Below are 26,847 nucleotides of genomic sequence, written 5' to 3'. Positions count from 1 at the left end.
GGTAAGCTACAACCGTGTAGCTAAGCAAGGGGTGTCGATGAACGAGCACAACGCCCGGCCGCGCCGCCGCGGTGAGGCACTGATCAAGGCCATCCACGACGCCGCGCTGGAGGAGGCACTGGCGGTGGGGCCGGGACGGCTGACCATGGACGGCATCGCCCGCCGCGCCGCCACCCCGCGCACGACCCTGTACCGCCGCTGGTCGGACCCGGTCGAGGTGCTGCTCGACGCGCTCTACCACCACCATCCCGTCGAGGAGCCCACCCCCGCCGCCGACGACCTGCGGGGCGACCTGATCCGGTCGCTGCGCCTGATGGCCGACTGGGCGCTCAGCCCGGCCGGGCGGGCGGTCAAGGCGATCCTCACCGACCCCAAGAGCATGGCGCTGATGTCGGAGGCGTTGTTCGAGCGCGTCTTCGCCGGCCGCGGCGGCACCTTCACCAGGACCGTGCTCCAGCACTACGCCGACCAGGGCCGCTTCCCCGCCGAGCGGCTCACCCCCGTCGTGGCCGACCTCGGCGAGGCCCTGGTCACCAAGCGCCTCATCGACACCGGGACCGCGCCGTCCGACGAGGAGCTCGCCGCCATCGTCGACCAGGCGATCCTGCCCGCCGTCGGCTTTCCCCCCGCAGCCCCCCGGTGACGCGAGAGCCCGGCCGGACCCGAAGGTCCGGCCGGGCTCTGGGGCAGGCGGAGATCAGCGGAGGTCGAAGCGGTCGAGCTCCATGACCTTCGTCCAGGCCGCGACGAAGTCGGTCACGAACCGCTCGCGGGCGTCCTGGCTGGCATAGACCTCGGCCAGGGCACGGAGCTGGGAGTTGGAGCCGAAGATGAGGTCCACCACGGTGGCGGTCCACTTCAGCTCGCCGGTGCTCACGTCGAGGATCTCGTAGACGTGCTCCTCCGACTCCGACGCCTTCCACCGGGTGCCCGGGGAGAGCAGGTTGGTGAAGAAGTCGTTGGTGAGCACGCCGGGCCGGTCGGTGAACACGCCGTGCCGGGTGCCGCCGTAGGTGGCGCCGAGCGCGCGCAGGCCGCCCACCAGGACGGTCATCTCCGGCGGGGTCAGGTTGAGCATGTAGGCCCGGTCGACCAGCAACGTCTCCGGCGGGGTCTTCTCCCCGGGGCGGACGTAGTTGCGGAAGCCGTCGGCGCGCGGTTCGAGCACCCGGAAGGACTCGACGTCGGTCTGCTCCTGGCTGGCGTCGGTGCGGCCCGGGTGGAAGGGCACGGTCACCGGCACGCCGGCCTCGCGGGCCGCCTTCTCCACCGCGGCCGAGCCGGCCAGCACGATCAGGTCGGCGAGCGAGATCTTCGCGCCGCCGGCCGCGTTGAACTCGCGCTGGATGCCCTCCAGCACGGGCAGGACCGCCGCGAGCTGCGCGGGCTGGTTGATCTCCCAGTTGCGCTGCGGCTCCAGCCGGATGCGGGCGCCGTTGGCGCCGCCGCGCTTGTCGGTGGCGCGGAAGCTCGCCGCCGAGGCCCAGGCGGTGGTGACCAGTTGCGCGGTGGTCAGGCCGGAGTCGAGGATCTTGGCCTTCAGCGCGGCGATGTCGTTCTCGCCGACCAGCTCGTGGTCGACGGCCGGCACCGGGTCCTGCCAGAGCTGGGGCTCGGGCACCCAGGGGCCGAGGAAGCGGCTGACCGGGCCCATGTCGCGGTGCAGCAGCTTGTACCAGGCCTTGGCGAAGGCCAGCGCGAACTCGTCGGGGTTCTCCAGGAAGCGCCGGGAGATCTTCTGGTACTCCGGGTCGACGCGCAGCGACAGGTCGGTCGTGAGCATCGTCGGCTTGTGCTTCTTCGCCGGGTCGAACGGGTCGGGGATGATCGCCTCGGCGTCCTTGGCGACCCACTGCTTGGCCCCGCCGGGGCTCGTGGTGAGCTCCCACTCGTAGCCGAAGAGGATCTCGAAGAAGCGGTTGCTCCACTGTGTCGGCCGGTCGGTCCAGGTCACCTCCAGCCCGCTGGTGATGGTGTCCGGGCCCTTGCCGGTGCCGTGGCTGCTCAGCCAGCCGAGACCCTGCGCCTCCAGCGGGGCGGCCTCGGGCTCCGGCCCGACGTGGTTGTCGGCGATGCCGGCGCCGTGGGTCTTGCCGAAGGTGTGGCCGCCGGCGATGAGCGCGACGGTCTCCTCGTCGTTCATCGCCATCCGGGCGAAGGTCTCGCGGATGAAGTGCGCCGCCGCGGCGGGGTCGGCGTTGCCGCGCGGGCCCTCCGGGTTGACGTAGATGAGGCCCATCTCGGTCGCGCCGACCTCGGGCGCCATCGAGTTGTCGGAGACGTAGCGCTCGTCGCCGAGCCAGGCGTCCTCGGGGCCCCAGAAGATCTCCTCGGCCTCCCAGACGTCCTCGCGGCCGAAGCCGAAGCCGAAGGTCTTGAAGCCCATCGACTCCAGGGCCACGTTGCCGGCCAGCACGAGCAGGTCGGCCCACGAGATCTGCTGGCCGTACTTCTGCTTGACCGGCCACAGCAGGCGGCGGGCCTTGTCCAGGTTGGCGTTGTCCGGCCAGCTGTTGAGCGGGGCGAAGCGCTGGCCGCCGTCGCCGGCGCCGCCGCGGCCGTCGTGGATGCGGTAGGTGCCCGCGGCGTGCCAGCTCATCCGGATCATCAGGCCGCCGTAGTGGCCGAAGTCGGCCGGCCACCAGTCCTGGGAGGTGGTCAGCACCTCGGTGATGTCCCGCTTGAGCGCCTCGACGTCGAGCTTGGCGAACTCCTCGGCGTAGCTGAAACCCTGTGGGAGCGGGTTGCTCTTGGAGGAGTGCGCGCGCAACATCGACAGGTCGAGCTGGTTGGGCCACCAGTCGCGGTTGGTGCGCGGCCGGCCGCCGGTCTTCGGGGTCGGCGAGTCGATCGCGGGGTTCTCGCTCTCGCTGCCGTGGGCGGTCACGGAGTCGTGCGCGACCGGGCAGCCGCCCGCTTCACCCGTGTTCTTGGTGTCAGGGAACGCGTCGTGGTTCTCGGTCATGGGAATCCTTCCGAATCAGCTCACGGAGGAACAGTTGCGGCACAAGCCCCAGTAGATGACCTCGGCCTCGTCGATCGAGAAGCCGTGGTCGTCGGAGGCGGTCAGGCAGGGGGCCGCGCCGACCGCGCAGTCGACGTCGGCGACGGCTCCGCACGATCGGCACACGATGTGGTGGTGGTTGTCGCCGACCCGCCCCTCGAACAGGGCCGGGCTGCCCGGCGGTTCGATGCGCCGGATGAGCCCCGCGGCGGTGAGCGCGTGCAGGCCCTCGTAGACGGCTTGGAGGGAGACGTGGCCGACCCGCTCGCGCACTCCTGAGGCGAGCGCCTCGACCCCGAGGTGGTCACCCTTCCGGACGGCCTCGAGCAGCGCGACGCGGGCGGCCGTCACCCGCAGGCCGGCACCCCGCAGTTCCTCGGCGGTGGTCGGCTGCTGAGATGCGGTCATGGTCCCACCGTACACGCTAATAAACATGAATGATTCAAGAAAGAGATTCGCACAAGTATCGACTCGTCATCGCTGCTCGGACGGCCTGCGTCCCCCATCCTCCGCCACCGCGGGCCGGATTCGCGAGGATCTTGGCGGGAGACTGCCCGGCGAGTCGCCGGGCAGTCCTCACGCGCCCGGTTTCCTGGCCGGCTGCGCGTCCAGCCAGGCCGCGACGTCGGCGACGACCGCCGGGTCGACGTGCTGGGGCCGGTCGTAGTCCTCGGGCGTGGACGGGCCGGTCCCGGCGAAGAACAGATGGTCGGCGGCGGCGTGGACGCGGATGGTGACGTCCGGCCGGTGGGCCAGGCCCGCTCGCCAGCGCGCCAGGTCGTCCTCGACGGTCACCTGGTAGTCGCGCCCGCCCTGGAGGATGAGCATCGGCGTGTCCAGGGCCGCCGCGGCCGCGACCGGGTCGTAGCCGCGCAGGTCCAGCCAGTACGCTCCGGACAGCCCGAACGGCAGGTCGGCGGCGGGCGTCGAGGGCGACAGGTCCGGGCCGTCGACGACGGCGGCCTGCCGCGTGATCGCCTCGACCGCGGCCTCGGCGGCCGGGCCCGGCTGGGCCGCGGCCAGGTGCCGGAGCACGCGCACGGCGGCGTGGTGCATGGGCTGGGCGTCGGCGGCCAGCAGCACCAGCCCGGCCACGGACGGCTCGGCGGCGGCCACCCGCGGGGCGACCTTGCCGCCCATGCTGTGCCCGGCGACGTGCACGCGGGCCGCGTCCACGTCCGGATGGCGCTGGAGCAGGCGGACGGCGGCGACGGCGTGCGGGACGTACTCGTCGCTCATCGTGAAGTCCGGGCGCGCGGCCACCTGCCCGGCGTGCGCGTGGGTCACCTTGTCGAAGCGCAGCACCGCGATGCCGTGCCCGGCCAGTCCCCAGGCCAGGTCCTTGAGCGGCTTGTTCGGGCCGGCGCTCCCGTCGCGGTCGAACGGCCCGCCGCCGCCGAGCAGCACCACGCCCGGCCAGGGCCCGCGCCCGCGCCCGCGCCCGCGCGGCAGGCTCAACGTCCCTCGTACGGCCAGCTCGCCGGAGCCCACGGTGACCTCGTGCTCCTCGAAGCGCTCCGGGCGCGCGTACGGCGGAGCGGCCCACGGCTCGGCCGGCGCGGGCACGAGCCGGAGGTCGTGCAGCGAGCCCTGCTCGTCGACCGCCAGGAGCACCCTCAGCTCGCCCCGCTCGTAGCTCACCGGCACGCTCACCAGCACCGGCCCCTCGCCGCCGGGTGCGGGCTCGGCGCTCGGCCCGCCGATCCCGGTGATCGGACCCAGCCGGGCCACCTGGCTCTCCCACGCCAGCCGCAACGTCTCCTCCGGCACCAGCGCCTGGAGCGCGGGCGCGAACGCCCGCGTGACCTCGGCGAAGCGTCCCTCCCGCGCGAACCCGACCATCGCCACCGCGACCGCTTGCGGATCGTGTCCCATTCGACTCACACCTTTCTCATTTTTGAGAAAGGTAACACAGCATGAGATCGTAGGGTCGTGGACCCGTTGGAGCTTCTGGCACATCCGGTCCGGCTCCGCATCGTGCACGCGCTGCGCGGCGGCCGGACCCTCACCACCTCGCACCTGTGCGCCCGCATCCCGGACGTCTCGAAGGCCACCGTCTACCGGCACATCGACCTGCTGGTGGCCGGAGGCGTCCTGGAGGTGACCGAGGAGCGGCGGGTGCGCGGCGCGGTGGAGCGGCACTACCGGCTCCGGCAGGAGCGGGCGGCCCTCGACCCCGCCGCGGTCACGGCGGCGACGCCGGAGGACCACCGGCGCGTCTTCGCCGTGGCGATGACCGCGTTGCTCGCCGAGTTCAACGCCTACCTCGACCGTGAGCACGCCGACCCGGCGGCCGACCTGGTGGGCTACCGCCAGCACGGGGTCTGGCTCAGCCGGGAGGAACTGGAGGAGCTGATCGCCAGGCTGCGCGAGGCCATCGTGCCCGCGCTGGCCCATCCGCCCGCGCCGGATCGCGCGCAGTACCTGCTCAGCCCGATCCTGTTCCCGATCGAGGAGCCGCCTGCCTAGGGTGGTTAATCATTTGCCTAGAGGTCATAGGAAAAGCTACGGTGAAACGCATGAGAGCGATAACCGAGGCGGACATCCGCGCGTCCTTCGTCAACTGCACCAAGGGCGAGGCCAAGCGGCTGGCCGTCCCTCGCGACCTGGCCGCGCGGCCGTGGGAGGACCTTGACTTCCTGGGCTGGCGCGACCCCGCCTCGCCTGAGCGGGCCTACCTGGTCGCCGAGTCCGGCGACGCTCTGGTCGGAGTGGCGCTGCGGCTGGCCGCGCCGCATGCCGGGCACGTACGGCGCAGCATGTGCTCCTTCTGCCTGACGCAGCACAGCGGGGACGGCGTGGCGCTCATGACCGCCCGCCGGGCCGGGCGCGACGGCCAGCAGGGCAACTCCGTGGGCGCCTACCTCTGCAGCGACCTGGCGTGCTCGCTCTACCTGCGCGGCAAGAAGGAGGTCGGGCCGGGCGGCCGGCTGCCCGAGTCGCTCAGCCTGGAGGAGCAGGTCGCGCGGACCAGTGGCCACGTGGCGGGCTTCCTCACCAAGGTGACCGCCTGACCGCCCCCTCATGACCCGGCCCCGGCCCTCCGCTTGACCGCCGCCTCCGTCTGACCTCGAGCTCTCCGCAGGAGGCCCGCCGGATGACTACAGTTGGTCCGTGGCTGTCCTGATCCGCACGGACGACGTGGCGGCGACCCGCCGTACCGACGCCTGGCTGAGCGTCATCTGCGACACCCTCGGTCCGCTCGACGTGCGCATGGACCGCGACGCCCCGCTGGAGGGCGAGATCCACGCCGGCCGGCTCGGCTCGGTCGGCGTCGGCCGCATCCGCACCTCGACGCCGCACAGCGTGCACCGCACCCGAGGGCTCATCCGGGGCGGCGGCCCCGAGCTCTACCGGGTCGTGCTGGTCATGTCGGGCCAGGTCGTGGTCTCCCAGGACGACCGGCAGGCCCGCCTCGGCCAGGGCGAGTTCGCCGTCTACGACTTCGCCCGCCCCTACGACCTGGCCTACAACTCCGGCGTGCACCTGGCCGTCTTCAGCCTGCCGCGCGACATGGTGCACGTGGAGTCGATCGGGCGGCTCACTGCGGTGCCCATCCCCACCGGCGACGGCACCGGCGCGCTGGCCGCGCCGCTGATGCGCCGGGTGGCCACCGACGTGGAGAGCTACCAGCCGGCCAGCGCCGCCCGCCTGTCCACGGTGGTCACCGACCTGATCGGCACCGCGGTCGCCGAGCACGCCGGCCGGGCCGCCGAGGCGCCCGAGGAGTCGCAGACCCGGATGCTGCTGTTCCGGGTGCACGCCTTCATCGAGGACCACCTGGGCGACCTGTCCCTCGACCCCGCGACGGTCGCCGCGGCCCACCACCTCTCGCTGCGGCACCTGCACCGGCTGTTCGCCACGCAGGACACCACCGTCTCGGCGTGGATCCGGCACCGCCGGCTCGAACGCTGCCGCCGCGACCTGGCCGACCCGGCCCTGCACGACACCCCCGTCGCCGCCATCGCCGCGCGCTGGGGCTTACCGGACTCCGCGCACTTCAGCCGCCTGTTCCGCGCCGCGTACGGCCTGCCGCCCTCGGAGTACCGCCGGGCCCGGCTGCTTCGTGGCACGGATCGGCAAGGGGATGGCACGCGGATGCAAGCCCCGGCGGGCGCCTCCGGACCATCCTGGTGGACATAAGCCGACCACTCCGAAAGGAAGCGGAAATGTCCTACACGCTCTTCGTGAACCTCCCGGTCAAGGACCTCCCCCGTTCCAAGGCCTTCTTCACCGACCTGGGCTTCCAGATCTTCGGCATGATGGACGACATGGCCTCGGTGGTCATCAGCGAGCGCACCCAGGTGATGCTCCTCACCGAGCCGGCCTTCGCCGGGTACGCCCGCAACGAGATCGCCGACCCGGCCAAGTCCACCCAGGCCATCCTCGTGCTCGGTCTCGACGACCAGGGCCAGGTGGACGAGCTGCTGGACAAGGCGATCGCCGCCGGTGGCACCGAGATCGGCGAGCCGGTCACCGCCGGTGGGCGCTACTCGCGCAGCTTCGCCGACCCCGACGGCCACCACTGGGCCGCCCTGTGCCTGGTCCAGGCGTGAGCCCTGATCCGGTGAGCGGGTACGTCACCTCGGCCGACGGCACCCGGATCGCCTACGACCGGTGCGGCAGCGGGCCGGTGGTGATCCTGGTGCACGGCGCCTTCACCGGCCGGGACCACCCCACGCTGCGAGGGGTGGCCGCCGCGCTGGCGCCGTGGTTCACGGTGGTCAACTACGACCGCCGGGGCCGGGGCGGCAGCACCGACACGCAGCCGTACGCGGTCGAGCGCGAGGTCGAGGACCTGGTGGCGCTCGTCGAGGCGGGCGGCGGGCCGGCGCTGGTGTTCGGCGGGTCGTCGGGGGCGGCGCTGGCGGTGCGCGCGGCGGCCTCCTGCCCGGCGATCGGCAAGCTCGCGCTCTGGGAGCCGCCCTACCACGTGGACGACAGCGCGCCCCGCCTGCCGTACGGCCTGGCGGGCGAGCTGGAGGCGCTGGTGCGCGCGGGCCGGCGCGGCGACGCGGTGGAGGCGTTCATGGTCGCGGCGGTCGAGCTGCCCGCTGAGGCGGTGGCGGCCATGCGGGCGCACGAGTCGTGGGGCGGCATGGAGGCACTGGCGCACACGCTCGCCTACGAGGCGCACGTCATGGGGCCGGGCAACCGGCTTCCGGAGGCGCTGCTCGGCCGGCTCGACCGGCCGGCGCTGGTGCTCAACGGGGAGCTGAGCCCGGGGTGGATGAGGCTCGCCGGGCTCGCCGTGGCGAAGGCCCTGCCGCACGGGGTGCATCGCGTGCTGGAGGGACAGGCGCACAACGTGGAGCCGCGGGCGCTGGCGCCGGAGCTGCTGGAGTTCTTCACCGCCTGACGGGGTGACCGGTGCTTCGCGGCCGGGCGGCCTGGCTACGGGGTGACCGGTGCTTCGCGGCCGGGCGGCCTGGTTAGGGTCTTCTCATGCGCGCCGACCGGTTGGTCTCGCTGGTCCTGTTGTTGCGGCAGCACGGCCGGCTGTCGGCGGCCGCGCTGGCGCGGGAGCTGGAGGTCTCCACCCGGACGGTGCTGCGCGACATCGAGGCGCTGTCCGCGGCGGGCGTCCCGGTCTACGCCGAGCGCGGCCGGCACGGCGGCTTCGCGTTGCTGCCCGGCTTCCGTACCGAGCTCACCGGGCTGAACCACGACGAGGCCCTCGCCCTGCTGATCGCCGGTTCGCGGCGCGGCGCGCAGGCCTTCGGCCTGGGCTCGGCGCTGGCCTCGGCGATGCTCAAGGTGGTGGACGCGCTGCCGGAGAGCTATCGCGTCACCGCGGCCGGCGCGGCCGAACGGCTGCTCATCGACCCGGAGACGGACCTGCTCTCCCGGCGGACGAGCCCCGAGCAGGAGGTGCCGGACGCGGTGGTCGCGGAGATCCGGCGGGCGGTGCTTGCCGGGCACCGGCTGCGCATCCACTACGCCGCCTCGGGGCAGGGCGCGGAGTGGCGCACGGTGGACCCGATCGGCCTGGTCACCGTCCGCGACCAGGGCTACCTGCTGGCCACGAGGTCCGGCGAGGACCGCACCTACCGGCTGTCGCGGGTGCGGGCCGCCGAGGAACTGCCGGAACCGGCCCAGCGGCCCGACCGGGTGGATCTGGACCAGGCCTGGCGGGACCGCAGCACCCGCTTCCGCACCGGCGGCGAGCAGGTCGTCGTGCGGGTGCGGCTGCATCCGGGGCGGCGTGAGGCCCTGGTGACGACCGCGCTGGCCGTGCTTTCCGAGGAGGCGGAGGCCGACGGCCGGCTGCGCATGGAGGTGAGCTTCCAGGACCGCCGGCATGCCGAATGGGCGTTGTGGCAGCTCGCGACCGGTGCCGAGGCGCTGTCGCCCGAGTGGTTGCGGACCCGTCTGCGCGAGCGTGCCACGGCCATCGCGAACACTTACGCCTTCCCTATGGAATGAAGCATTCCGTTCTGCTATTTTGGAACAGAACGAGCCGTTCCGAACAGGGAGCCTCCCATGATCCGCGACTTCCAGGTGTCCATCCCGCAGGCCGACCTCGACGACCTCCGCGACCGGCTCCGCCGTACCCGCTGGGGCACGGAGATCCCCGGCCAGGGATGGAGCCGCGGCGTACCGGTCGACTACCTCAAGCGGGTGGCCGCCTACTGGGCCGACGGCTTCGACTGGCGGGCCATGGAGGCCCGGCTGAACGAGCTCCCCCAGTTCGTGACCGAGATCGACGGCCAGGACATCCACTTCGCGCACATCCGCTCGGCCGACCCCGACGCGGTCCCGCTGCTGCTGGCGCACGACTGGCCCGCCTCCTACGTCGTGTTCCTGCCCATCGTCGAGCTGCTGAGCGAGCACTTCCACCTGGTCATCCCGAACGTCCCGGGCGTCGCCTTCTCCGGCCCGCTCACCGAGGCCGGCTGGAACACCGGGCGGATCTCCGCCGCCTTCCTGGAGCTGATGGACCGCCTCGGCTACCCCCGCTTCGGCGTGCAGGGCCAGGGCGGCGGCGCCTGGTACGCGGTCGAGATGGGCCGCCTGGCGCCGGAGCGCGTCATCGGCGCCCACGTCAACGGCTACGTGACCTTCCCCTCCGACGACCCGGCCGACTTCGCCGGCCTGACCGAGGACGAGCAGGCGCGGCTGGCCCGGCTGCAGCACTTCCGCGACGACATGATGGGCTTCAACGTCCAGCAGTCCACCCGCCCGCAGACCCTCGCCCACGGCCTGCACGACTCCCCCACCGGGCAACTCGCCTGGATCGCGGAGAAGTTCAAGGAGTGGACCGACCCGGCCGCCGAGCTGCCCGAGGACGCCGTCGGCCTCGACCTGCTGCTGGCCAACGTCAGCCTGTACTGGTTCACCGGTACGGCCGGCTCCTCGGCCAACCTCTACTTCGAGAACGCCCACGACCCGGGCGCCTGGGCGCCGAAGCCGGCCAGCAGCGTCCCGCTGGGCGTCGCGCTGGCCAAGAAGACCGACATCACCATCCGCCGCTACGCCGAGCGCAACGCGCCCGTGGTGCACTGGAGCGAGCTGGAGGAGGGCGGCAACTTCCTGCCCGCCGAGCAGCCGGAGGCCTTCGCCGCCGACGTGCGGGCCTTCTTCGCCGGGCTCGGTCGCTGAAGCTGGAGCCCCGAATTCCCGGCGGCGGCGAACCAAAGGGCCTGGCGCGGCATCCAAACAGATCACGGCAGCGGAAGGGGCTTTTGTGATCATCTGGTGGAGCGCCACGCCCCCGGCGGGCGCGGCGTGAAGATCCGCAAGCGCGCCCCCCGCCCGAAGCAGCGGATCGACGTGGGCCGCCTGCCCGAGGAGGTCGTCGCGCTGATCGACGCGCTCGGGCCGGGCGAGACCCTGGTCATCACCAGGGACGAGGCGTCGATCGCGACCGTCGCCAGCACCGTCGCCGTGGTCGAGGGCGCGGTCGTGGGCCTCGAGGCCGCCGCCGAAACCGCTCCGGAGGAGGAGCCGGTGAAGCTCGACGGGGTGACCGTCGTCGCCACCGCGATGGAGCTGTCCCGCGCGGCCCGGGTCGCGCTGTCGGACCAGCTCGGGGACGACTACGTGGTGCTCGACCTGCACGCCGCCCCCAAGACCACCGACGTGCTGCTGGTCCCGGCGGGCAGCCCGCAGCTGATCGGCGCGCTCCGGGCGATGTTCCCGAAGGCCCGCGTGATCATCACCGAGATCGAGGACGACGAGCTCGGCGTCCAGTACCACGGCCCGGTCCGGCGGCTGCTCGACGCCGGGGCCGACGCCTACCTGCCGCCGGCGAGCCTGCCGATGCTGGCCCGGCAGCTCGACTACACGCTCACCCAGGGGCGGGAGCTCGCCGCCGGCCGCGGCACGCCGCTCCAGCTCACCCCGGCGGCCGAACCCGAGGACGCTGCGGACCGGCCCGGCGGCGGCGCGGGCGCCTAGCATGGAAGGGTGTCCTCCTCCCAGGTGGTGTGGGACGTCGCCCGCCCGGCGCGGCCCAGCCGGATCCCCGGACTCACCATGGCCGGTTTCGGGGGTCTCGCCCGCACTCCGGCCGACCTGCCGCTGATCCCGCACCCGGCGGTGACGCTGGCCGTGGTGTTCGGCGGCGGTACGGTCACCGTCACCCGGCCGGGCACGAGCGGGCTCAGCGGGCTCGAGGTTCGCGGCAGCCTGGCGGCCGGGCTGGGGCTCGGTTCCGGTCCGGTCCGGGTACGGCACGCCGACGCGTTCGGGTGCGTGCAGATCCGCCTGTCCCCCGTGCTCGCCCACGCCCTCCTCGGGACCGGACTCGACGAGCTGACCGGCCTGGAGCAGGTGTGGGGCCGCTCGGCCGGGCACCTGGCGGAGCGGCTCGCGGAGGCGCCCGGCTGGGCCGCCCGGTTCGCGCTCACCGAACAGGCGTTGCTCGCCCGCCTGGACGGCGTCCGCGCCGACCCGGAGGTGGCCTGGACCTGGCGGCGGATGCGGACCGGCGGCGGCCTGGTCAGGGTCGACGAGCTGGCCGGCGAGGTCGGGTGGAGCCGCAAGCGGCTGTGGTCACGCTTCCGGGCACAGATCGGGCTGGCGCCCAAGCAGGCGGCCAGGCTGGTGCGGTTCGACGTCGCCGCCCACCGGCTGGCCGCCGGGGTGCCGGCGGCGCGGGTCGCCGCGGAGTGCGGCTACAGCGACCAGTCCCACCTGCACCGCGACGTGCTGGCCAGCACCGGGCTCACCCCAACGGCGCTCTCCGTCGCTCCGTTCCTGGCGGTGGACGACCTGGCCTGGTCTTCGAGGCCGGTTCGTCAGGACTCCAGGGCGTGCAGGTAGGCGTCCAGCCCGGCCGCGCCCTTGAGCATCGCGCGTCCCCGAGCCGACAGGCGGGCCTGCCAGTCGGCCAGCGTCGACTCCAGCGGGGCCACGCCCCCGGCCGAGCGGACCTGGGCGATCAGCGGGGCGATCTGCTCCAGGAGGTAACCGCCGCGCCGCAACTGGTGTGCCAGCCGTACGTCCCGGACGTCGGCCGCGCTGTAGACGCGGTAGCCGGTCCGCGGGTCACGGGCGGGGCGGATCAGGCCGGCGTTCTCCCATTTGCGCAGGGTCGCCGGCCGCAGGCCGAGCCGCCTGGCCAGCGGCCCGATGAAGGTGTCGCCGCGCTCCTGCGGCACCGGGGCCAGGTCCCGCAGGGCGGCCTCGACGGCCTGGAGGGTGCGCCGGTCGTCGAGGAGCTGGCCGTGGCTCTCGTCCACCAGCCGCAGCGCCTGCTCGACCGCGCCCCGGTTGACCGCCTGCATGATCGCGGTCGCCGTGGGGTGACCGTACCCGGGCACGAGGGCGAGGAAGGCCCGCAGGGCGTGCGCGTGCAGCGGCGTGTAGGCGCGGTAGCCGCTCGCGATGCGGGCGGCGGCGGGCAGGATGCCGGCGTCCTCGTAGTTGCGGACCGCCTGGGTGGACAGGCCGTGCTCGCGCGCCAGGTCCACGGGTCTCATGCCTGTCCTGCCGATTGAAGGTTTACACCGGCTTCATCCGGCCTGATCAGGGCCAAGTTTACACCGATAGTTCAACGATAGCGTTGAAGGCATGGACATCAAGGACTTTGCCCGGCCGTTCGACGGCGCGGGCGTCTCGGCCTTCCTGCGCTCCCTGCCCGCCGCCCCGCGGCTGCTCGGCCTGGGCGAGGCCCGGCACTTCGTGGGCGAGCTGGGCGAGGCGCGCAACGAGCTCTTCCGCCACCTGGTCGAGCACGAGGGCTACCGCTCGTTCGCCCTGGAGAGCGACTGCCTCATGGGCCAGGTGGTCGACCGCTACCTCGCCACCGGCGAGGGCGACCTCGACGAGGTCATGGAACGCGGCTTCAGCCACGGCTTCGGCGCCTCGCCCGCCAACCGGGAGCTGGTGCGCTGGATGCGGGCCTACAACGCCGAGCACGGCACGCGGCTGCGCTTCTTCGGGTTCGACGGGCCGCTGGAGTACTGGGCGGCCAGCCCGCGTGAGGCGCTGACCGGCCTGTACGCGCTGCTCGACGGCCCGCTCCTGGCGGCGATCGTCAGCGCGGAGACCCTCGACGAGCTCCTGGGCGCCGACGAGCGGTGGTCGAACGAGGCCGCGGCCATGGACCCGGCCCGGTCGATCGGCCGCTCCCCCGAGGCCGAGCGGCTCCGGGTGATCGCCGACGACCTGGTGGCGCTGCTGGAGACGCGGACGCCGCAGCTCGACCCGGCCGAGCGGGAGCAGGCCGAGCTGTATGCGCGCACCGCCGTGGGCCTGCTGCGTTACCACTACTGGATGGCCGACGCCTCGCCGCAGCGCTGGGGCCGGCTGTCGGCCCTCCGGGACGCGATGATGGCCGCCAACCTGCGGGCGCTGGCCGCGCACGGCCCGGCCCTGATCTACTCCAGCAACCTGCATCTGCAGCGCGACCAGAGCGTGATGGCGCTGGGCGAGCAGTCGCTGGAGTGGTGGAGCGCGGGCGCGCTGGTCTCGGCCGCCCTGGGCGAGCAGTACGCCTTCCTCGCCTCCGCCCTGGGCACCCTGGACGGCGACGCCCCGGCCCCCGGCACCGTCGAGGCCCTCCTGTCCGGCCTCCCGTGGGACGCCGCGCTCGTCGACGCGCGCCGCCTGGCCGAGACCGCCGGCCAGGCCGACCGCCGGGTGACCGGCGACTTCGCCTACTTCCCGGTAGACCCCGCGCAGCTCGGCCGGATCGACGGCCTGCTCTTCCTCAGGCGCGCCGACGACCTCAAGCGGCTGGGCTGACCCCGGGATCTGCCGCCGCATCGTCCGGTACGGCAGGCGGGCCGGTCAGGGGGCCGGCCAGTGGCGGAGCATGGCGTCCAGGGCATCGAGGCTGCGCGCCCAGGACGCCTCGACCTCACGCTCGGTCCGGCTGAACCCGCCGGCCGTCTCCAGGCTGACGTAGCCGTGGAAGGTGCTGTGCAGCAACCGCACCGCGTCGGTCTCGGCCGGCTCCGGCAGCGCGTAGCCCCGCAGGAGGGCCCGCGTCATCTCCGAGTGCCGCCGGGCGGCGCTGGCCTCGGCCGTGGCGTCGTCGAGCTCCATCCGGGCCGCCGCGTACCGGCCGGGGTGCGCCCGGGCGTAGTCGCGGTAGGCGTTGGCGAAGGCGACCAGCGCGTCCTTGCCCGCCCGCCCGGCCAGCGCCGTCGCCACCTGGTCGGCGAGCTCGGCGAGCGCCAGGAGCGCCACCCGCACCCGCAGGTCGTGGGCGTTCTTGACGTGCGAGTACAGGCTGGCGTCCTTCACCCCGAAGCGGCGGGCCAGCGCCGAGATGGTCACGTTCGCGAACCCGACCTCGTCGGCCAGGTTCGCGGCCTCCAGCGTCAGCCGTTCGGCGCTCAGCCCGGCTCGCGCCACGCAGCCCTCCCAGGGTGTCGACCGTTTCCCTAGACCTTAGAGGACCTCAGAGGTACGGCCCGCTCCCGGGAGATCCGCACGCCGGTGATACGGAAGCCGCTGCGCGGCAGGGTGGGGATGCGGTTCAGCGGGATGCGCAGGTCCTGGTCCGGGACGGTGTAGCTGAGCCGTGCCAGCCGGACCGCCAGCGCGCGGAGCACGCCGACGGCGACGGCCTCGCCGGGGCAGCGGTGGCCGGTGTGCGGGTCGCCGCCGCCCTGCGGGATCAGGTCGTCGCGGCCGATGCCGACGTCGAGGAAGCGCTTGGGGTCGAAGGAGTACGGGCGGTCCCAGCGGGCCTCGTCGTGGTGCTGGCCGTACAGGTCGAGCAGGACCAGCGCACCCTCGGGGATCTGCTCGCCCCGCCAGCTCAGGTCCTTCACCGCCTGGCCGCCGACGTAGGGGGCAAAGGGGTAGAAGCGCCGCACCTCCTGGGCGAACGCCTCGGCGTAGGCCGGGTCGCCGCCGCTCAGCCTCGCACGGTTGTCCGGCCAGCGGTGCAGGGCGTGCGCCGCGAACGCGATGTACCAGGCCACTGCCACGGTGGGGCGGATGATGTTGAGCAGTTCGACCGCGGCGAGCTGCGGTGCGAGTTGCTCGCCGTCCTCGTCCCGGTGCCCGGCGACGAGCGCGGCCACCGAACCCGGTGCGACGCCGGCGGGTTCGGAGAGGAGCCGGGCCAGCCGCTTCTCCAGGCGGACGCGGGCGCGCCTGGCCCGCCAGTGACGGGCGCCCAGCGTGCCGAAGCCGTCGACCAGGGAGACCAGGTCGCGGGCGGTTCCGTCCACGTCGGCCGGGTCCAGCGGGACGCCCGACCAGCGGCAGACCGCCTCGGTGATCGCGCGGCCCGCCTCGTCGAACACCACCACCTCCCGGCCGTCCGCCCAGGTGGCGGCGCGGGCGTCCCAGCACTCGCCCACCTGGTCCACCAGGTCGGCGACCCGTTCGGGGTCGGCCAGCACGGAGAGGAACATCGCCTTGCGGGAGCGGTGGGCGGGGCCGTCCAGGGTGTGCACGGCGCCCTTGCCGGTCAGGGTCGCCTGGACCGGCTCGGGCAGGGCGCCTGCTCTTCGGACGTGGCGCTCGTCGTAGAAGAACCTGGCGGCTTCGGGGCCGCGGATGGCCACCGCCGGCTTGCCCATCACCCGGAGCCGTGCGGGCGCGCCGCCGGTGTGGCGCAGGAGGCCGGGCAGCCAGGCGTAGCCGCGGGCCAGCATCGACAGGGTGCTGTCCACCATGGGGAAACGTCGGATCGTCATTCGTGACGCTTGCCCCGCGGGCCGGAACCGAAACCGGGGCTCTGGCCTGGTGAGGGGGTTGAGGGGGTGGGCTGCGTCACTCGGCGCGGGCTCGATCCGTCGCCGTCCCCGAGCACTCCGCAGCCCGCCGTGGGGTGTCGGTCAGTTGCTGAACGAGAGGGCTACGCACCCCGCCGCCCCTGGGGTGCCGTCGTGACCGCTGCCCTGGGTGCCGCTGCCCTGGGTGCCGCTGTCCTGGGTGCTGGTGTCCTGGGTGCCGCTGTCCTGGGTGGCGCCGGTCTTTCCGGCGGTGGGGTTCCCGTCGCCGCCCTTGCCGCCGTCGCCTCCTGTTCCGGCGTTCGCCGGGCAGGCGGTCAGGGCCGTGGCCGACCGGGCCTTGCCGCCGAGTCCGCCCGCTCCGCCGTACCCGCCTGTGGCCTCGGCGCCGGGCGTGCCCGGGCGGCCGGCGGGCTGGACGTGGATGATCGAGGTGCCGACCCGGCAGGAGACCCCACCGCCCTTCCCGGCCGCCCCGCCCACAGCGACCGAACCGCCGGCCGTACCACTGGTGCCGTCCTTGCCTGTGCCTGCCGTACCCGGGTCGGACAGGGCGGCGGCAGGGGTGCCGGGGCCGCCGCCGGTGGTCCCCTCGGCGGTGACGGTGCCGAGCTTCCCGGCGGGCCCGTCGAAGGTGACGCTGGTGACCTCGGGCGCGGCACCGGGCTGGGCGCTCACGGCGGAGGTCCCGCCCTTGCCACCGGCCCCGCCCGCGCCGACCTTGATGACGATGTCCCCGCCGGCGCGGTAGGGCCCGCTGCAGACGAGGGCCCCGCCGGCCCCTCCCCCGCCGCCTCCGCTGCCACCGGCCCCACCGTGCCCGGCACCGCCGCCCCCACCGCCGCTACCGGCGCCGATGAGCGTGACGGTCAGGATGCGGTAGCCGGCCGGCCCGGTGCAGGTGAAGGTGCCGGGCTCGCGGTAGGTGGGCGACGCGTCGCTCGTCCCGAGCGGGCACACCGCCGGGGCGGCGGAGGCGTAGGCGGGGGTGACGGCCCAGAGCAGCCCGCCCATCAGGGTGACGGCGGCCCCGCCCAGGGCACCCCACCTGTTCGTCGACAGCACAGAAGTCCTCCTCTCGGCTCCGCGAAGCCGGGGCGCGCAGGAGGACTCGCCCGGAGGCGCCGAGGTCGGTCCTGGTCCTCGGGCGGCCCGGTTCCGCGCACCGAACCTAACCGCGCGGCCACGGGGAGTGACGTTCCGTGCACGACATGTGGAGCGATCTTGACCCGCTCTCGAACCGGAGCCGACAAGGCCGGGCGGGCGCCGAGTCACGTCCGCCCGGAGGAGAGGTCAGGGCCGCTTGCCCAGGGCTTGGCGGATGACGTCCCGAGCCCGGTCCATCATGGCGACCGGGGTGCCGACGAGGAGGTTCTTGATCGCCGACTCGGTGCCGGGGTGCGGGTGGGTGGGGGCCAGGGCCTCGGCGGCCTTGACGCCGGCGGCCATCGCCCGCCGCTCCGCCACGCTGGTGTGCTGGATGATCTTGTTGAACTCGTAGCGTTCCTCGCTGCGCGCGTGGGCCTCGACGGCGGCCCGCAGCGTGAGCAGGTTCTTGGTGAAGTCGGGGTCGTCCGGCCCCGCCTGGTCCATGTGCTGCAGGAGCTCCTTGGCCTCGCGCTCCTCGGCCAGGCGGTCGTCCACCAAGCCGTCGCCGCCCTCGATCTTCATGCGGGCGAACGGGTGCACGATCTCCTCCTCCGCGGTCTCGTGCACGGCCAGCAGCCGCACGAGCCGCGTGAACGCCTCCGCCCGCCGGTCCGGTGCGGCCTTCTCGACCTCGTCGAACAGGTTCCGGATCATGCCGTGCTGCGCCAGCAGCAGCTCGATGACGTCGGTCTCCTGCATCGTCTCCGGCTTGGTATGGCCGTCTGCCATGGTCGGCTCCTTCCGTGGAGCCCTCGGGCTACCCGGGGGCGGCCCCGTTAAGCGGGAGCTCGCTCGCACCATGCTGCGGAAACGGCATCTGGCGGCCGTCGCGCGGCAGGTTGGTGCCTCGTCCCTGGGGCTCCCGCCGGGTGGCCCCCTACTGTCGAGACACGCCCCCCGCGACGCTCATCTCCCCGGGGGGCGGCCACTCTCGTCTGAGGAGACCTTCATGCGATACGTCCTTATCGGCCTGCTTTCCGCCAGTGCGTTGCTCGTGAGCGTTCCCAGCTTCGCCGACACCCGCGCCCCCGAGCAGAGCAGCGCCGGCTGGCCGGGCCTGGGGCCGAGCTGCCCGGAGCGGGCTCCGGAGGGGGCGCGGTTCGTGCGGCGCGTGCAGCCGCCGCTCGGCCTCGGCTACGACCTGTACGTGGTGACCAACGCCGACGGCTCGGAGAGCTACATCCCGGTGTACTGCTTCGGCCGCTGACCCGGCCGGCCGCAGGTGCGGCCGGGTGTTCAGAGCCGCACCAGCATCTTGCCCACGTTGCCGCCCCGCATCATCTCCAGGAAGGCCGCGGGCGCCCGCTCGATGCCGTCCGCCACGGTCAGCTCGGTGTGCAGCGAGCCGTCGGCCAGCCAGCCGGCGGCCTTGCCGATCCACTCCGGGAACAGGTGGAAGTAGGAGTTGACCAGCATCCCTCGCAGCGTGGCGTCCTTGGCGGCCAGCTCGAACAGGTTGCCCGGGCCGGGGGCCGGCTCGGTGGCGTTGTAGGAGCTGATCGCCCCGACCAGGGCGATGCGACCGCCGGGGCGCAGGGCGTCGATCGCAGCCACCAGGTGGTCGCCGCCGACGTGGTCGAGGTAGACGTCGACGCCGTCGGGGGCCGCCTCGGCCAGTTGCCCGGCGAGCGAGCCGGCGCGGTAGTCGATCGCTGCGTCGTAGCCGAAGTCCTTGACCAGCCGCTCGGTCTTCACCGGGCCGCCCGCCGAGCCGATCACCCGGGAGGCGCCCAGCTTGCGGGCCAGTTGGCCGGCGATGCTGCCGACCGCGCCGGCCGCCGCCGAGACGAGGACCACGTCGCCCTGCCGTACCGGGGCGACCTCGGTCAGGGCCGCGTAGGCGGTCAGCCCGGTGGTGCCCAGGACGCCCAGCCAGGCCTCGGCCGGGGCCAGGCCCGGGTCGGCGACGGTCGCGGCGGCGGCGTCCACGACGGCGTACTCGCGCCAGCCGAGGAAGTGCACGACGGTGGTGCCGACGGGCAGTTCCGGGGCGCGTGAGAGCACGACCTCACCGATCGCGGCCCCCTCCATCGGCTCGCCGAGCCGGAACGGCGGCAGGTAGGACTCGCGCGGGTCCATGCGCCCGCGCATGTAGGGGTCGACCGACATCCAGGTGTTGCGGACCAGGACCTGGCCTTCGGCCGGTTCGGGCATCGGGGTCGTGGCGAGCGTGAAGTCCCGCGGCTGCGGCTCGCCGACGGGGTGCGCGGCGAGGTGGATCTCACGGTTGACGGTCATGACGTGCTCCTCGGCGAGGGGTGTGCGGTTCGTTGCGTGCTCCACCTTCGGCCAGGCCGCGCACGATCGGCTGACGATCGGCTGCGGGTACCATGGCCTGGTGCGATTCGGGGTTCTTGGACCGTTGGCGGTGTGGACGGACGAGGGCCGGCCGGTGCGGGTGCCCGAGGCGAAGGTCCGGGCGCTGCTGGCCGATCTGCTGGCGCACGAGGGCCGCACCGTCTCCGCCGACCGCCTGGTCGAGGACCTGTGGGGCGACGAGCCGCCCGGCAGCCCGGGCAACACGCTGCAGACCAAGGTCTCCCAGTTGCGCCGCGCCCTGGAGCAGGGCGAGCCGGGCGGGCGCGAGCTGGTCGCCTTCCAGGCCAGGGGGTACGTCCTGCGCGCCGCCGACGTGGACGCCGCGCGGTTCACCGACCTGCTCGCGCGGGCGCGCGCGAGTGCCGCACCGCAGGAGAAGGCCGCCCTGCTGGACGAGGCGCTCGGGTTGTGGCGCGGCCCCGCCTACGCCGACTTCGGCGACGAGGAGTTCGCCCGCATCCCGGCCACCCGCCTGGAGGAGCAGCGGCTGACCGCGCTGGAGGAGCAGGCGGAGGTACGGCTGGCGCTGGGCGAGCACGACCGGGTGGCCGACGAGCTGGGCGAGCTGGTGGCGGAGCACCCGCTGCGTGAACGGCTGCGGGCCGCGCACCTGCGGGCGCTCTACCGGTCCGGACGGCAGAGCGAGGCGCTGAGCGGTTACGCCGAGCTTCGCGAGCGGCTCAGCGAGGAGCTGGGCCTCGACCCCGGCCCCGAGCTGTCGGCCCTGTACCAGGCGATGCTCCGGCAGGACCCCGGACTGGACCCGGTGACGCCGCCGCGCGGGCCGCGCACCAACCTGCGAGCCCCGCTCACCGAGCTGATCGGCCGGGAACGGGACGTGGCCGAGGTCCGCACGCTGCTGGACTCGACCCGGCTGCTCACCCTGACCGGCCCCGGCGGGGTGGGCAAGACCCGGCTGGCCCTGGCCGCCGCCGAAGGGCTGGGCGCGGCCTTCCCCGACGGCGTGTGGCTGGTCGAGCTGGCCGGAGTCTCGGGCGGCCCCATGGCGGTGGCCGAGACGATCACCGCCGAGCTGTGCGTGCGCGACGAGCCCGCCACCGGCGCCCGTCCCGGCGTGCGCCCGGCGGAGCTGGCGCACCGGCTGGCCGACGCGCTGAGCGGGCAGCGGCTGCTGCTCGTGCTCGACAACTGCGAGCACCTGGTCGAGCCGGTCGCCGAGCTGGTGGCGTCGGTGCTCGGCGCCGCGCCGGGGGTGCGGGTGCTGGCCACCAGCCAGGAGTCCCTGGCCCTGCCCGGCGAGACGCTCTACGCGGTCGCGCCGCTCGGCCTGCCGTCCCCCGGCGCCGCCGGCCCGGACGAGCTGGGGCAGGCGGCGGCCGTGCGGCTCTTCGTGGCCCGTGCCTCGGCCGCCGCGCCCGGTTTCGTGCTGGACGCCGAGAGCGCGCCGTGGGTGGCGGCCATCTGCGCGCGGCTCGACGGGCTGCCGCTGGCCCTGGAGCTGGCCGCCGCGCGCGTGCGGGCCCTGGGCGTGCGGGGCGTGGCCGAGCGGCTGGACGACCGCTTCCGGCTGCTGGCCGCCACCGGCAGAGGACGGCCGGCCCGCCAGCGGACGTTGCGCGCGATGATCGACTGGAGCTGGGAGCAGCTCACCGAGCCCGAACGCCTGGTGCTGCTCCGGCTGGCCGTTCATCCCGGCGGGTGCACGCTGGAGGCCGCCGAGCAGGTCTGCGCGGAACCCGGGCTCGACGTCGCCGACCTGCTGGACCACCTCGTCGCCAGATCGATGGTCGAGTCGCTGGGCGGGACCCGCTACCGGCTGCTGGAGTCGATCGCCGCCTACTGCCTCGAACGGCTCGACCCCGCCGACCCGGCCTTCGCGCGCCGCGACCGCTACTACACCGAGCTGGCCGAACGCGCCGAACCCCGGTTGTACGGCAGCGCCCAGCGGGAGTGGCTGGAGCGCCTGGACGCCGAGGCGCACAACCTGCGCGCCACCCTCGCCCACCTCACCGACGGAGCCCAGGCCGCGCGGCTGGCGGGCGCGCTGGCGTGGTACTGGTACCTGCGCGGCAGGCACCGGGAGGGCCAGAGCGCGCTCGCCCGCGTCCTGACCCTGCCCGGCGGCGACTCGCCCCGGACGGCCGCCTGGCACGCGGGGTTCGCCATGCTCACCGGTGACGGCACCGACCTTCTGGAGCGCACCCGGGCGGTGGCCGGCTCCACCGGGGCGGGCGATCCGCGCTCGCGCTGGTTCCTCGCGCTGGCGCACCTGACCTTCGGCGACGCCGCCACGGCCGGTGACCTGCTCGACCGCGCGTTGGCCGGTTTCCAGGCCGCGGGCGACCGCTGGGGCGAGGCGGCGGCGCTGGCCGGGCAGGCCAAGCAGGCGGTCTTCCAGGGCGAGCACGACCGCGCCGCACGGGCCGGCCGCCGGAGCATGGAGCTGTTCGAGCAGCTCGGGGACGGGTGGGGGCAGCTCCAGGCCGCCGACCTGCTCGCCTACGTCGCCGAGATCGGCGGCGAGTACGGCCTGGCCGAGCGTCTGCACCGCACCGGCCTGCGGCTGGCGGAGGAGCTGCGGCTGTGGGTGGACGCGTCCTACCGGTGGTCCGGGCTCGGGCGGATCGCCCTGCTGACCGGCGACCTCGAGCGGGCGCGGGAGTGCCACGAACGGGGGTTGCGGCTGGCGGGCGAGCAGTCCAACCGGTTCGCCGAGGAGTTCGCCCGCGTCGGGCTGGGGCTGGTCGCGCGGCGAGCCGGTGACCTGGACGCGGCCGAGGCGTACTTCCTGGAGTCGCTGGCGTGGAACGGGCGGCTGGAGGCGGACTACGGGGTGCCGTTCTACGGGGTGACGTTGCTGCTGTCCGAGCTCGGGTTCGTGGCCGAGCAGCGGGGGGCCCTCGGGCCGGCCCGATCCTGGCACGAGCAGGCCCTCGCCGCCGCGCTGCGGCTTGGCGACTCGCGGGCGGTGGCCCTGGCCAAGGAGGGCCTGGCCGGCGTCGCCGCGGCCGCCGGCTCGTTCGCGGAGGCCGGCCGGCTGCTCGCGGAGGCGGAGGATCTCCGTGCGTCAGTGGGCGCGCCCCTCCCACCGGGCGAACGAGGCGACGTCAACCGCATCCAGGCCGCCATCCACTCAGCCCTGGACGCCCCTATTCACTGACCCTCCGCTCAGTCTTGGCCCCCCATCCACCGCCCCTCCACTCGGCCCTGGGTGCGACCGATCGCCTACCCTCCACCCGGCTCACCCACCTGGGTGGGGGCGCGCCCGTCCCCCTGGTCCTTCGCCCGGGCGTTTCCCCTAACGTGCGGCGGCGGTGAGGACGGCGTGGGCGGCGGCGCGGAGGGCCTCGTCGTCCTCGACGGAGCGCCAGTGACGACGCTCGACGGGCCGCCAGTTCCGGTAGGTGTACGGGCGTTCGTCGGTGTCGACGAGCGCGCGAAGCCGGGGCAGTGCGGGGGCGACACCCTCGGGGTCGGCGGCGGCGATCTCGGCGAGCAGGGCCAGCGGCTCCAGCCGGGTGGGCGGCCGCCAGCCGCTGGGCTCGGTCACCTGGTCGACCAGGGTCATCAACGCCGGGACGACCTCGTCGGCACGGCGGCTGTGCTGCCACAAGGCGCGGGCCACGCCGAGGGTGCGCTCGTGACCGAGGGACCGGGCCCGGTGGATCAGGGCGCGGAGGCGGTCCAGGACCTGGCCGGTCGGGGCGATCTCGCACAGGGTGAGCAGCGCGGGGACGGTGTCGGAGGCGACGCTGGCGGGTGCGGTCAGCGACAGCAGCGCGGGGACCACCTCGGCGGGGTCGCCGGTGACTCGCCACAGGGCCCGCAGGTGCCGTAGGGCCAGCGCAGGGCGCAGCGTCCGTAGCTCCTGCCGCAGCCACTCCGCTCCCCCGGCCGCCGCCGGTCCCAGCTCGGCGTAGATCTCGGCGCGGTACCAGGCCGGGGTGGGCCCGGCGTCAAGGGCGGTGAGGACGGGTCCGGTGTCCCCGGTGAGCCGCCAGTAGAGGAGCGGGTCGAGGCGCTCCCGGTTCCGGCCGCGGGGGTCGAGGGGGCCGAGGAGCGGGCGCAGCCTGTGCTCCCGGCCGACCGCCACCGGGCCGGGGGCGATCACCGTGAGCGCGTACGCCGCCCAGATCGCGTACTCGGTGTCGAGCAGTTCCACCAGGTCCGGCACCACGGGAGCCCCGGCGTGATGCCAGGCGGCCAGGACCTGGGGGTAGTGGAGCCGGTCGTGCCGGGCCGCCATCTTGGCCAGCAGAGGGGTCAGCAGGTCGCGGTGGTGTACGGCCAGCGGGGTGAGCAGTTCGCAGAAGTTCAGCTCCAGGTCGCTCCAGCGGCCGACGTTCGACAGCGGCAGCCAGTCGCGGAAGCCGTCCCGCCGTTCCCGGCGCGGGCCTGCGGACATGCGGGCGGCCAGCACGGGGACGCATCGGCGGTCGCCCATCTTGCCCAGGGCCCACAGGGCCTGGGTCCGGACCAGGGGGTCCGGCTCGTCGTCCGGGGTCGTGTGCGCGGCGACCGCGTCGGCCCAGGGGCGGGAGGCGGTCGTGCACATGGCCAGGATGCGCAGGGCCAGGGCCCGGTTCGCGGGCAGGGGGTCGTCGACCAGGCCGGCCACCTCGGGCAGCAGAGCGGGAACCACCGAACGCCGGTCGGCCAGCAGGGCCGCCGCCAGCTCCAGGCCGCCGGTGCGGTGCTCCGGCCGGGGGTGGCGCAGCAGGCCGCGGGTGAGCGCCAGCCGCCCGTCCAGGTCCCCGCCCAGCAGCTCGCCGACCTCCCGCACTTCGGAAGCCTGCAGGTCGAAGAGGTCGGGGCGGGCGGCCGAAGGATGGTGGCCGGGGTCCGGGGAGGAGGGGGCGGAGCGGGCGGGTGAGGGGTGCCGGGTGGGGTCCAGGAGGACTTCGGCCGCTGTTCGGGCGTATATCGGGTCGTCGTGGGTGGGGAGGACGCGGCGCAAGGCTCGCAGGGCGGGCAGGCGGAGGTCGGGCCGACCGACGTGCCCTCGGGGTAGGTGGGCTCGGAGCCAGGTCAGGAGGTCCTGGCGGTGGGGGCCGCTGGTGTGGAGGGTCAGCTCGGCGATGGAGGCGACCATGCGTTCGGCCGCCACGGCGTCGGACTCGATGTCGCAGCGGGACTGGAGCAGGCGCGTGACCTCCTCGGCCCGGGCGGTCGCCTGCGCCAGGGCGGCGGCGGTGCTCCGCCGTACGGGCGGGGAAGGGTCGTCGAGGAGGGCGCAGAGGTCGGTGACGGCGCGGTCCCACACGGTGGGCCAGGTGGCCGCCGGGAGCGAGCGGATCTGGGAGGCCGGGGACGGGCCGGGGCCGGTGCGGAGGGAGGCCATGGCGGGCAGCCGCATCTCATGGCCGAGGGCCTGGGCTCGGGCGGCGGTGGCGGCGATCTCTCCGACCGCGTCGATGAGCGGGGCCCGGACGGGCACGGACGGGTCGGCGGCGGCCAGGGTCAGGAACGGGAGCAGTTCGACGGCTGCCGGGTAGAGGTACTCGCCCTGGGCGCACACCCGCCGCAACGTCCGGACCGCCGCTTCGGCCGCCTCCGGACGCCACAGGTCCGTGACGAGCGCCGGGCCGTGGCTCGCGGCGGTGGCGGGGGTGAGCACCACCGGCCAGTTCACCGCGCCCAACCGCGTCAGGATGTCCTGCCTCTGCTCTCCGCCCTTCATCCAGGCGAGTCTGGCGGATGGCGGTCACGGGAGCAGAGGCGGGGGCCGTGGAAGACCCTCGCTAGGATCACCCGACATGACTCACGACGATGCCCAGCTCCGCGAGCTCGTCCGCCGTTTCGCCGGCCTGGACCTGGCCGGGTGGGACGATGCCGCCTTCGACCGCGCCCGGGAGCACCTCGGCTGGCAGCCGGCCCGTTACACGCCTGAGGAGGAGGCCCTGCGGACGCGGTTCCCCCGGCTCTACGGGGAGGAGTACGACACCGGCCTGGGCGGCGAGCGCGGGACGTTCGCGCGGCACGGCGCCGATGACGTCCGCACCCAGATCTCGCTGCGCGTGGGGAAGGGGGACGAGATCTTCCTGGCCCTGCGCTCGCTGCTGGAGGAGGTCCTGGGGCCGCCGTCGCTGCTGCGCGGGCCGGGGCCGATGTTGCGCTGGCGCCACCCGGTCCGGTTGCTGGAGCTCGAACGGTTCAGCGGCACCGCCCTGCTGCGGGTGTGCCCGGCCGTGGCGGTGGAGAAGGACGAGTACCAGGTCGCGCGGTGGGCGGAGGCGGAGGACGGGCTCGGGCAGCTCGGCTACTGGCAGATGATCACCCGGCGGCCGGAGGCGACCGACCTGTTCATCCCGGGCGGTTACGTGGCGAACGACTGGGCGGAGCTGGAGGAGCGGCTGGCCGAGACGCTGCGCTCGGTGGTGGCCGATTTCGCGCTCCTGGACCCGTCGAGCCACTTCACCGCGGTCATCCGCACGCCGCGCGAGCGCGCCTTCGCGCAGTGGACCACGGACGCGCAGTGGGGTCTGGAGATCCAGGCCGGCATTCCCACCGACGCCGGCCCTACCTGGGAGGCGGACCTGATCGCCCTGGGCTGGTCGCCGCCGCGATCGCCCGACGACAAGGGCCGGCTGATCCGGCACTTCCCGGTGCTGGGGCGGGAGGAGGCCGAGACCGCCGCACGGTTGCTGGTCGCCGCGCTCCGTTCGTACGGCGTGCCGTACGCGGGCCTGTCGCATCTGGTGGTCTCGCCCCCGGTGGGCCTGCTCGGGATCGGCCTGCCCCTCGCCCCCTAACCGGACACCCCGGCGTATCACGATTTTTCCGGCCGTAACATGATCTGTCATGAAGATCATGACTCTGGCGGCTTCCCTGGCCGCCGCGGCGTTCGTGCTGGTCACCCCCGGCGTGGCGAACGCCGAGCCGCTTCCGACGGGTTGTTCGAGCGGTTTCGGCTACCCGAAGAACGGCGTCTACGTCTACACCTGGGCCAAGTGCACGGGCGGCGGCGGCTACGTCCAGGCGATCGCCACGTGCAGCAACGGCTCCACCAGGACCACCGTGCGCGGCCCGTGGGCCTACGTCGGCAGCTACTCGACGACGGGGCACTGCCCGAGCAGCCACCCCAAGGCCGTGGCGCACACCTACGGCATCAAGAAGTACTGACCCTTCGATGATCCCGCTGTGAGCCGGGGGGGTGGGGGGGGGCGCCACCCCCCCCCCCCCCCCCAAAAAAAACCCCCCGAAGGGGTGTTGGGGGCGGGGGGGGGTTTGATGCCGCCATACATGGAGGTATGTCCGCAACGGGGCCCCCGG

The 26,847-nt window shown here is 74.1% G+C and carries 25 protein-coding genes; 15 read left to right on the top strand and 10 right to left on the bottom strand.

Annotation, left to right across the window (positions count from 1 at the left end):
- Positions 1-37 precede the first annotated feature (37 nt).
- The gene (locus tag ACIBG7_RS37855) at positions 38-643 is read left to right on the top strand and encodes a TetR/AcrR family transcriptional regulator (RefSeq protein ID WP_397339359.1); all 606 of its coding nucleotides are present in this window, start codon (positions 38-40) and stop codon (positions 641-643) included.
- 54 nt (positions 644-697) lie between these two features.
- On the opposite strand, the gene katG is transcribed toward ACIBG7_RS37855, so the two are convergent.
- The 3 genes from katG to ACIBG7_RS37840 all read right to left on the bottom strand — a co-directional run bounded on the left by katG (position 698) and on the right by ACIBG7_RS37840 (position 4,879).
- Complete coding sequence (gene katG, locus ACIBG7_RS37850; protein WP_397339357.1) at positions 698-2,965, bottom strand: catalase/peroxidase HPI; 2,268 nt, start codon at positions 2,963-2,965, stop codon at positions 698-700.
- A 15-nt stretch (positions 2,966-2,980) separates the two neighbouring features.
- Positions 2,981-3,412 carry a Fur family transcriptional regulator gene (locus tag ACIBG7_RS37845; protein WP_357925099.1) on the bottom strand — a complete coding sequence of 144 codons (432 nt, stop codon included), beginning with the start codon at positions 3,410-3,412 and terminating at the stop codon, positions 2,981-2,983.
- Between the two features lie 168 nt (positions 3,413-3,580).
- Complete coding sequence (locus ACIBG7_RS37840) at positions 3,581-4,879, bottom strand: alpha/beta fold hydrolase (protein ID WP_397339356.1); 1,299 nt, start codon at positions 4,877-4,879, stop codon at positions 3,581-3,583.
- A 57-nt stretch (positions 4,880-4,936) separates the two neighbouring features.
- On the opposite strand from ACIBG7_RS37840, the gene ACIBG7_RS37835 reads away from it, so the two are divergent.
- The 9 genes from ACIBG7_RS37835 to ACIBG7_RS37795 all read left to right on the top strand — a co-directional run bounded on the left by ACIBG7_RS37835 (position 4,937) and on the right by ACIBG7_RS37795 (position 12,271).
- Positions 4,937-5,473 carry a helix-turn-helix domain-containing protein gene (locus ACIBG7_RS37835; RefSeq protein ID WP_357925093.1) on the top strand — a complete coding sequence of 179 codons (537 nt, stop codon included), beginning with the start codon at positions 4,937-4,939 and terminating at the stop codon, positions 5,471-5,473.
- Positions 5,474-5,523: 50 nt separating this feature from the next.
- Positions 5,524-6,018: an FBP domain-containing protein gene (locus tag ACIBG7_RS37830; RefSeq protein WP_357925090.1), complete on the top strand. Its 495-nt coding sequence runs from the start codon at positions 5,524-5,526 to the stop codon at positions 6,016-6,018.
- Positions 6,019-6,118: 100 nt separating this feature from the next.
- A complete protein-coding gene (locus ACIBG7_RS37825; RefSeq protein WP_397339355.1) occupies positions 6,119-7,147 on the top strand; it encodes a helix-turn-helix domain-containing protein in 1,029 nt (342 codons plus the stop codon).
- A gap of 26 nt (positions 7,148-7,173) precedes the next feature.
- A complete protein-coding gene (locus tag ACIBG7_RS37820; protein ID WP_357925086.1) occupies positions 7,174-7,560 on the top strand; it encodes a VOC family protein in 387 nt (128 codons plus the stop codon).
- A complete protein-coding gene (locus ACIBG7_RS37815) occupies positions 7,557-8,363 on the top strand; it encodes an alpha/beta hydrolase (protein WP_357925084.1) in 807 nt (268 codons plus the stop codon). The genes ACIBG7_RS37820 and ACIBG7_RS37815 overlap by 4 nt, the downstream gene beginning before the upstream one ends.
- Before the next feature lie 86 nt (positions 8,364-8,449).
- Positions 8,450-9,430, top strand: coding sequence for a helix-turn-helix transcriptional regulator (locus tag ACIBG7_RS37810; protein WP_397339354.1), 981 nt, complete (start codon positions 8,450-8,452; stop codon positions 9,428-9,430).
- Between the two features lie 57 nt (positions 9,431-9,487).
- Positions 9,488-10,606: an epoxide hydrolase family protein gene (locus ACIBG7_RS37805; RefSeq protein ID WP_397339353.1), complete on the top strand. Its 1,119-nt coding sequence runs from the start codon at positions 9,488-9,490 to the stop codon at positions 10,604-10,606.
- Positions 10,607-10,702: 96 nt separating this feature from the next.
- Positions 10,703-11,404, top strand: a complete 702-nt coding sequence (locus ACIBG7_RS37800; protein WP_397339352.1) for a hypothetical protein — start codon at positions 10,703-10,705, stop codon at positions 11,402-11,404.
- A 9-nt stretch (positions 11,405-11,413) separates the two neighbouring features.
- A complete protein-coding gene (locus ACIBG7_RS37795; protein WP_397339351.1) occupies positions 11,414-12,271 on the top strand; it encodes a helix-turn-helix domain-containing protein in 858 nt (285 codons plus the stop codon).
- Here ACIBG7_RS37795 and ACIBG7_RS37790 read toward each other — a convergent pair.
- Positions 12,247-12,930, bottom strand: coding sequence for a TioE family transcriptional regulator (locus ACIBG7_RS37790; protein ID WP_397339350.1), 684 nt, complete (start codon positions 12,928-12,930; stop codon positions 12,247-12,249). The genes ACIBG7_RS37795 and ACIBG7_RS37790 overlap by 25 nt on opposite strands.
- A gap of 91 nt (positions 12,931-13,021) precedes the next feature.
- Between ACIBG7_RS37790 and ACIBG7_RS37785 the strand changes: the two genes are divergently transcribed.
- Entirely contained in the window at positions 13,022-14,197 is a 1,176-nt protein-coding gene (locus tag ACIBG7_RS37785) for an erythromycin esterase family protein (protein ID WP_397339349.1), read from the top strand.
- 45 nt (positions 14,198-14,242) lie between these two features.
- Here ACIBG7_RS37785 and ACIBG7_RS37780 read toward each other — a convergent pair whose 3' ends face one another.
- The 4 genes from ACIBG7_RS37780 to ACIBG7_RS37765 form a co-directional block, all read right to left on the bottom strand.
- Positions 14,243-14,812: a WHG domain-containing protein gene (locus ACIBG7_RS37780; protein WP_357925065.1), complete on the bottom strand. Its 570-nt coding sequence runs from the start codon at positions 14,810-14,812 to the stop codon at positions 14,243-14,245.
- A gap of 29 nt (positions 14,813-14,841) precedes the next feature.
- Entirely contained in the window at positions 14,842-16,110 is a 1,269-nt protein-coding gene (locus ACIBG7_RS37775) for a cytochrome P450 (RefSeq protein ID WP_397339348.1), read from the bottom strand.
- Between the two features lie 141 nt (positions 16,111-16,251).
- Positions 16,252-17,211 carry a hypothetical protein gene (locus ACIBG7_RS37770; protein ID WP_397339347.1) on the bottom strand — a complete coding sequence of 320 codons (960 nt, stop codon included), beginning with the start codon at positions 17,209-17,211 and terminating at the stop codon, positions 16,252-16,254.
- Between the two features lie 228 nt (positions 17,212-17,439).
- The gene (locus tag ACIBG7_RS37765; RefSeq protein ID WP_397339346.1) at positions 17,440-18,024 is read right to left on the bottom strand and encodes a hemerythrin domain-containing protein; all 585 of its coding nucleotides are present in this window, start codon (positions 18,022-18,024) and stop codon (positions 17,440-17,442) included.
- A gap of 220 nt (positions 18,025-18,244) precedes the next feature.
- Here ACIBG7_RS37765 and ACIBG7_RS37760 point away from each other — a divergent pair, with 220 nt between their 5' ends.
- A complete protein-coding gene (locus ACIBG7_RS37760; RefSeq protein ID WP_357925055.1) occupies positions 18,245-18,502 on the top strand; it encodes a hypothetical protein in 258 nt (85 codons plus the stop codon).
- 29 nt (positions 18,503-18,531) lie between these two features.
- Here ACIBG7_RS37760 and ACIBG7_RS37755 read toward each other — a convergent pair whose 3' ends face one another.
- Positions 18,532-19,533, bottom strand: coding sequence for an NADP-dependent oxidoreductase (locus ACIBG7_RS37755; RefSeq protein WP_357925052.1), 1,002 nt, complete (start codon positions 19,531-19,533; stop codon positions 18,532-18,534).
- Between the two features lie 100 nt (positions 19,534-19,633).
- Between ACIBG7_RS37755 and ACIBG7_RS37750 the strand changes: the two genes are divergently transcribed.
- Complete coding sequence (locus ACIBG7_RS37750; RefSeq protein ID WP_397339345.1) at positions 19,634-22,735, top strand: BTAD domain-containing putative transcriptional regulator; 3,102 nt, start codon at positions 19,634-19,636, stop codon at positions 22,733-22,735.
- A 138-nt stretch (positions 22,736-22,873) separates the two neighbouring features.
- Here ACIBG7_RS37750 and ACIBG7_RS37745 read toward each other — a convergent pair whose 3' ends face one another.
- The gene (locus tag ACIBG7_RS37745; protein ID WP_397339344.1) at positions 22,874-25,255 is read right to left on the bottom strand and encodes a HEAT repeat domain-containing protein; all 2,382 of its coding nucleotides are present in this window, start codon (positions 25,253-25,255) and stop codon (positions 22,874-22,876) included.
- 76 nt (positions 25,256-25,331) lie between these two features.
- On the opposite strand from ACIBG7_RS37745, the gene ACIBG7_RS37740 reads away from it, so the two are divergent.
- Together ACIBG7_RS37740 and ACIBG7_RS37735 are read left to right on the top strand one after the other, a co-directional pair.
- Positions 25,332-26,327, top strand: coding sequence for a TY-Chap domain-containing protein (locus ACIBG7_RS37740; protein ID WP_397339343.1), 996 nt, complete (start codon positions 25,332-25,334; stop codon positions 26,325-26,327).
- Between the two features lie 49 nt (positions 26,328-26,376).
- Positions 26,377-26,697, top strand: coding sequence for a hypothetical protein (locus ACIBG7_RS37735; protein ID WP_397339341.1), 321 nt, complete (start codon positions 26,377-26,379; stop codon positions 26,695-26,697).
- Positions 26,698-26,847: the final 150 nt, after the last annotated feature.

The organism is Nonomuraea sp. NPDC050328 (assembly GCF_044459405.1).
Classification (GTDB): Bacteria; Actinomycetota; Actinomycetes; order Streptosporangiales; family Streptosporangiaceae; genus Nonomuraea.
This window is presented reverse-complemented; position numbering and strand designations above follow the sequence as displayed.

Coding starts and splice junctions, on each gene's coding strand:
- ACIBG7_RS37785 (WP_397339349.1), top strand. CDS start 13,022: ATGGACATCAAGGACTTTGCCCGGCCGTTCGACGGCGCGGGCGTCTCG.
- ACIBG7_RS37735 (WP_397339341.1), top strand. CDS start 26,377: ATGAAGATCATGACTCTGGCGGCTTCCCTGGCCGCCGCGGCGTTCGTG.
- ACIBG7_RS37790 (WP_397339350.1), bottom strand. CDS start 12,930: ATGAGACCCGTGGACCTGGCGCGCGAGCACGGCCTGTCCACCCAGGCG.
- ACIBG7_RS37820 (WP_357925086.1), top strand. CDS start 7,174: ATGTCCTACACGCTCTTCGTGAACCTCCCGGTCAAGGACCTCCCCCGT.
- ACIBG7_RS37840 (WP_397339356.1), bottom strand. CDS start 4,879: ATGGGACACGATCCGCAAGCGGTCGCGGTGGCGATGGTCGGGTTCGCG.
- ACIBG7_RS37810 (WP_397339354.1), top strand. CDS start 8,450: ATGCGCGCCGACCGGTTGGTCTCGCTGGTCCTGTTGTTGCGGCAGCAC.
- ACIBG7_RS37755 (WP_357925052.1), bottom strand. CDS start 19,533: ATGACCGTCAACCGTGAGATCCACCTCGCCGCGCACCCCGTCGGCGAG.
- katG (WP_397339357.1), bottom strand. CDS start 2,965: ATGACCGAGAACCACGACGCGTTCCCTGACACCAAGAACACGGGTGAA.
- ACIBG7_RS37745 (WP_397339344.1), bottom strand. CDS start 25,255: ATGAAGGGCGGAGAGCAGAGGCAGGACATCCTGACGCGGTTGGGCGCG.
- ACIBG7_RS37830 (WP_357925090.1), top strand. CDS start 5,524: ATGAGAGCGATAACCGAGGCGGACATCCGCGCGTCCTTCGTCAACTGC.
- ACIBG7_RS37740 (WP_397339343.1), top strand. CDS start 25,332: ATGACTCACGACGATGCCCAGCTCCGCGAGCTCGTCCGCCGTTTCGCC.
- ACIBG7_RS37760 (WP_357925055.1), top strand. CDS start 18,245: ATGCGATACGTCCTTATCGGCCTGCTTTCCGCCAGTGCGTTGCTCGTG.
- ACIBG7_RS37855 (WP_397339359.1), top strand. CDS start 38: ATGAACGAGCACAACGCCCGGCCGCGCCGCCGCGGTGAGGCACTGATC.
- ACIBG7_RS37845 (WP_357925099.1), bottom strand. CDS start 3,412: ATGACCGCATCTCAGCAGCCGACCACCGCCGAGGAACTGCGGGGTGCC.
- ACIBG7_RS37805 (WP_397339353.1), top strand. CDS start 9,488: ATGATCCGCGACTTCCAGGTGTCCATCCCGCAGGCCGACCTCGACGAC.
- ACIBG7_RS37775 (WP_397339348.1), bottom strand. CDS start 16,110: ATGACGATCCGACGTTTCCCCATGGTGGACAGCACCCTGTCGATGCTG.
- ACIBG7_RS37765 (WP_397339346.1), bottom strand. CDS start 18,024: ATGGCAGACGGCCATACCAAGCCGGAGACGATGCAGGAGACCGACGTC.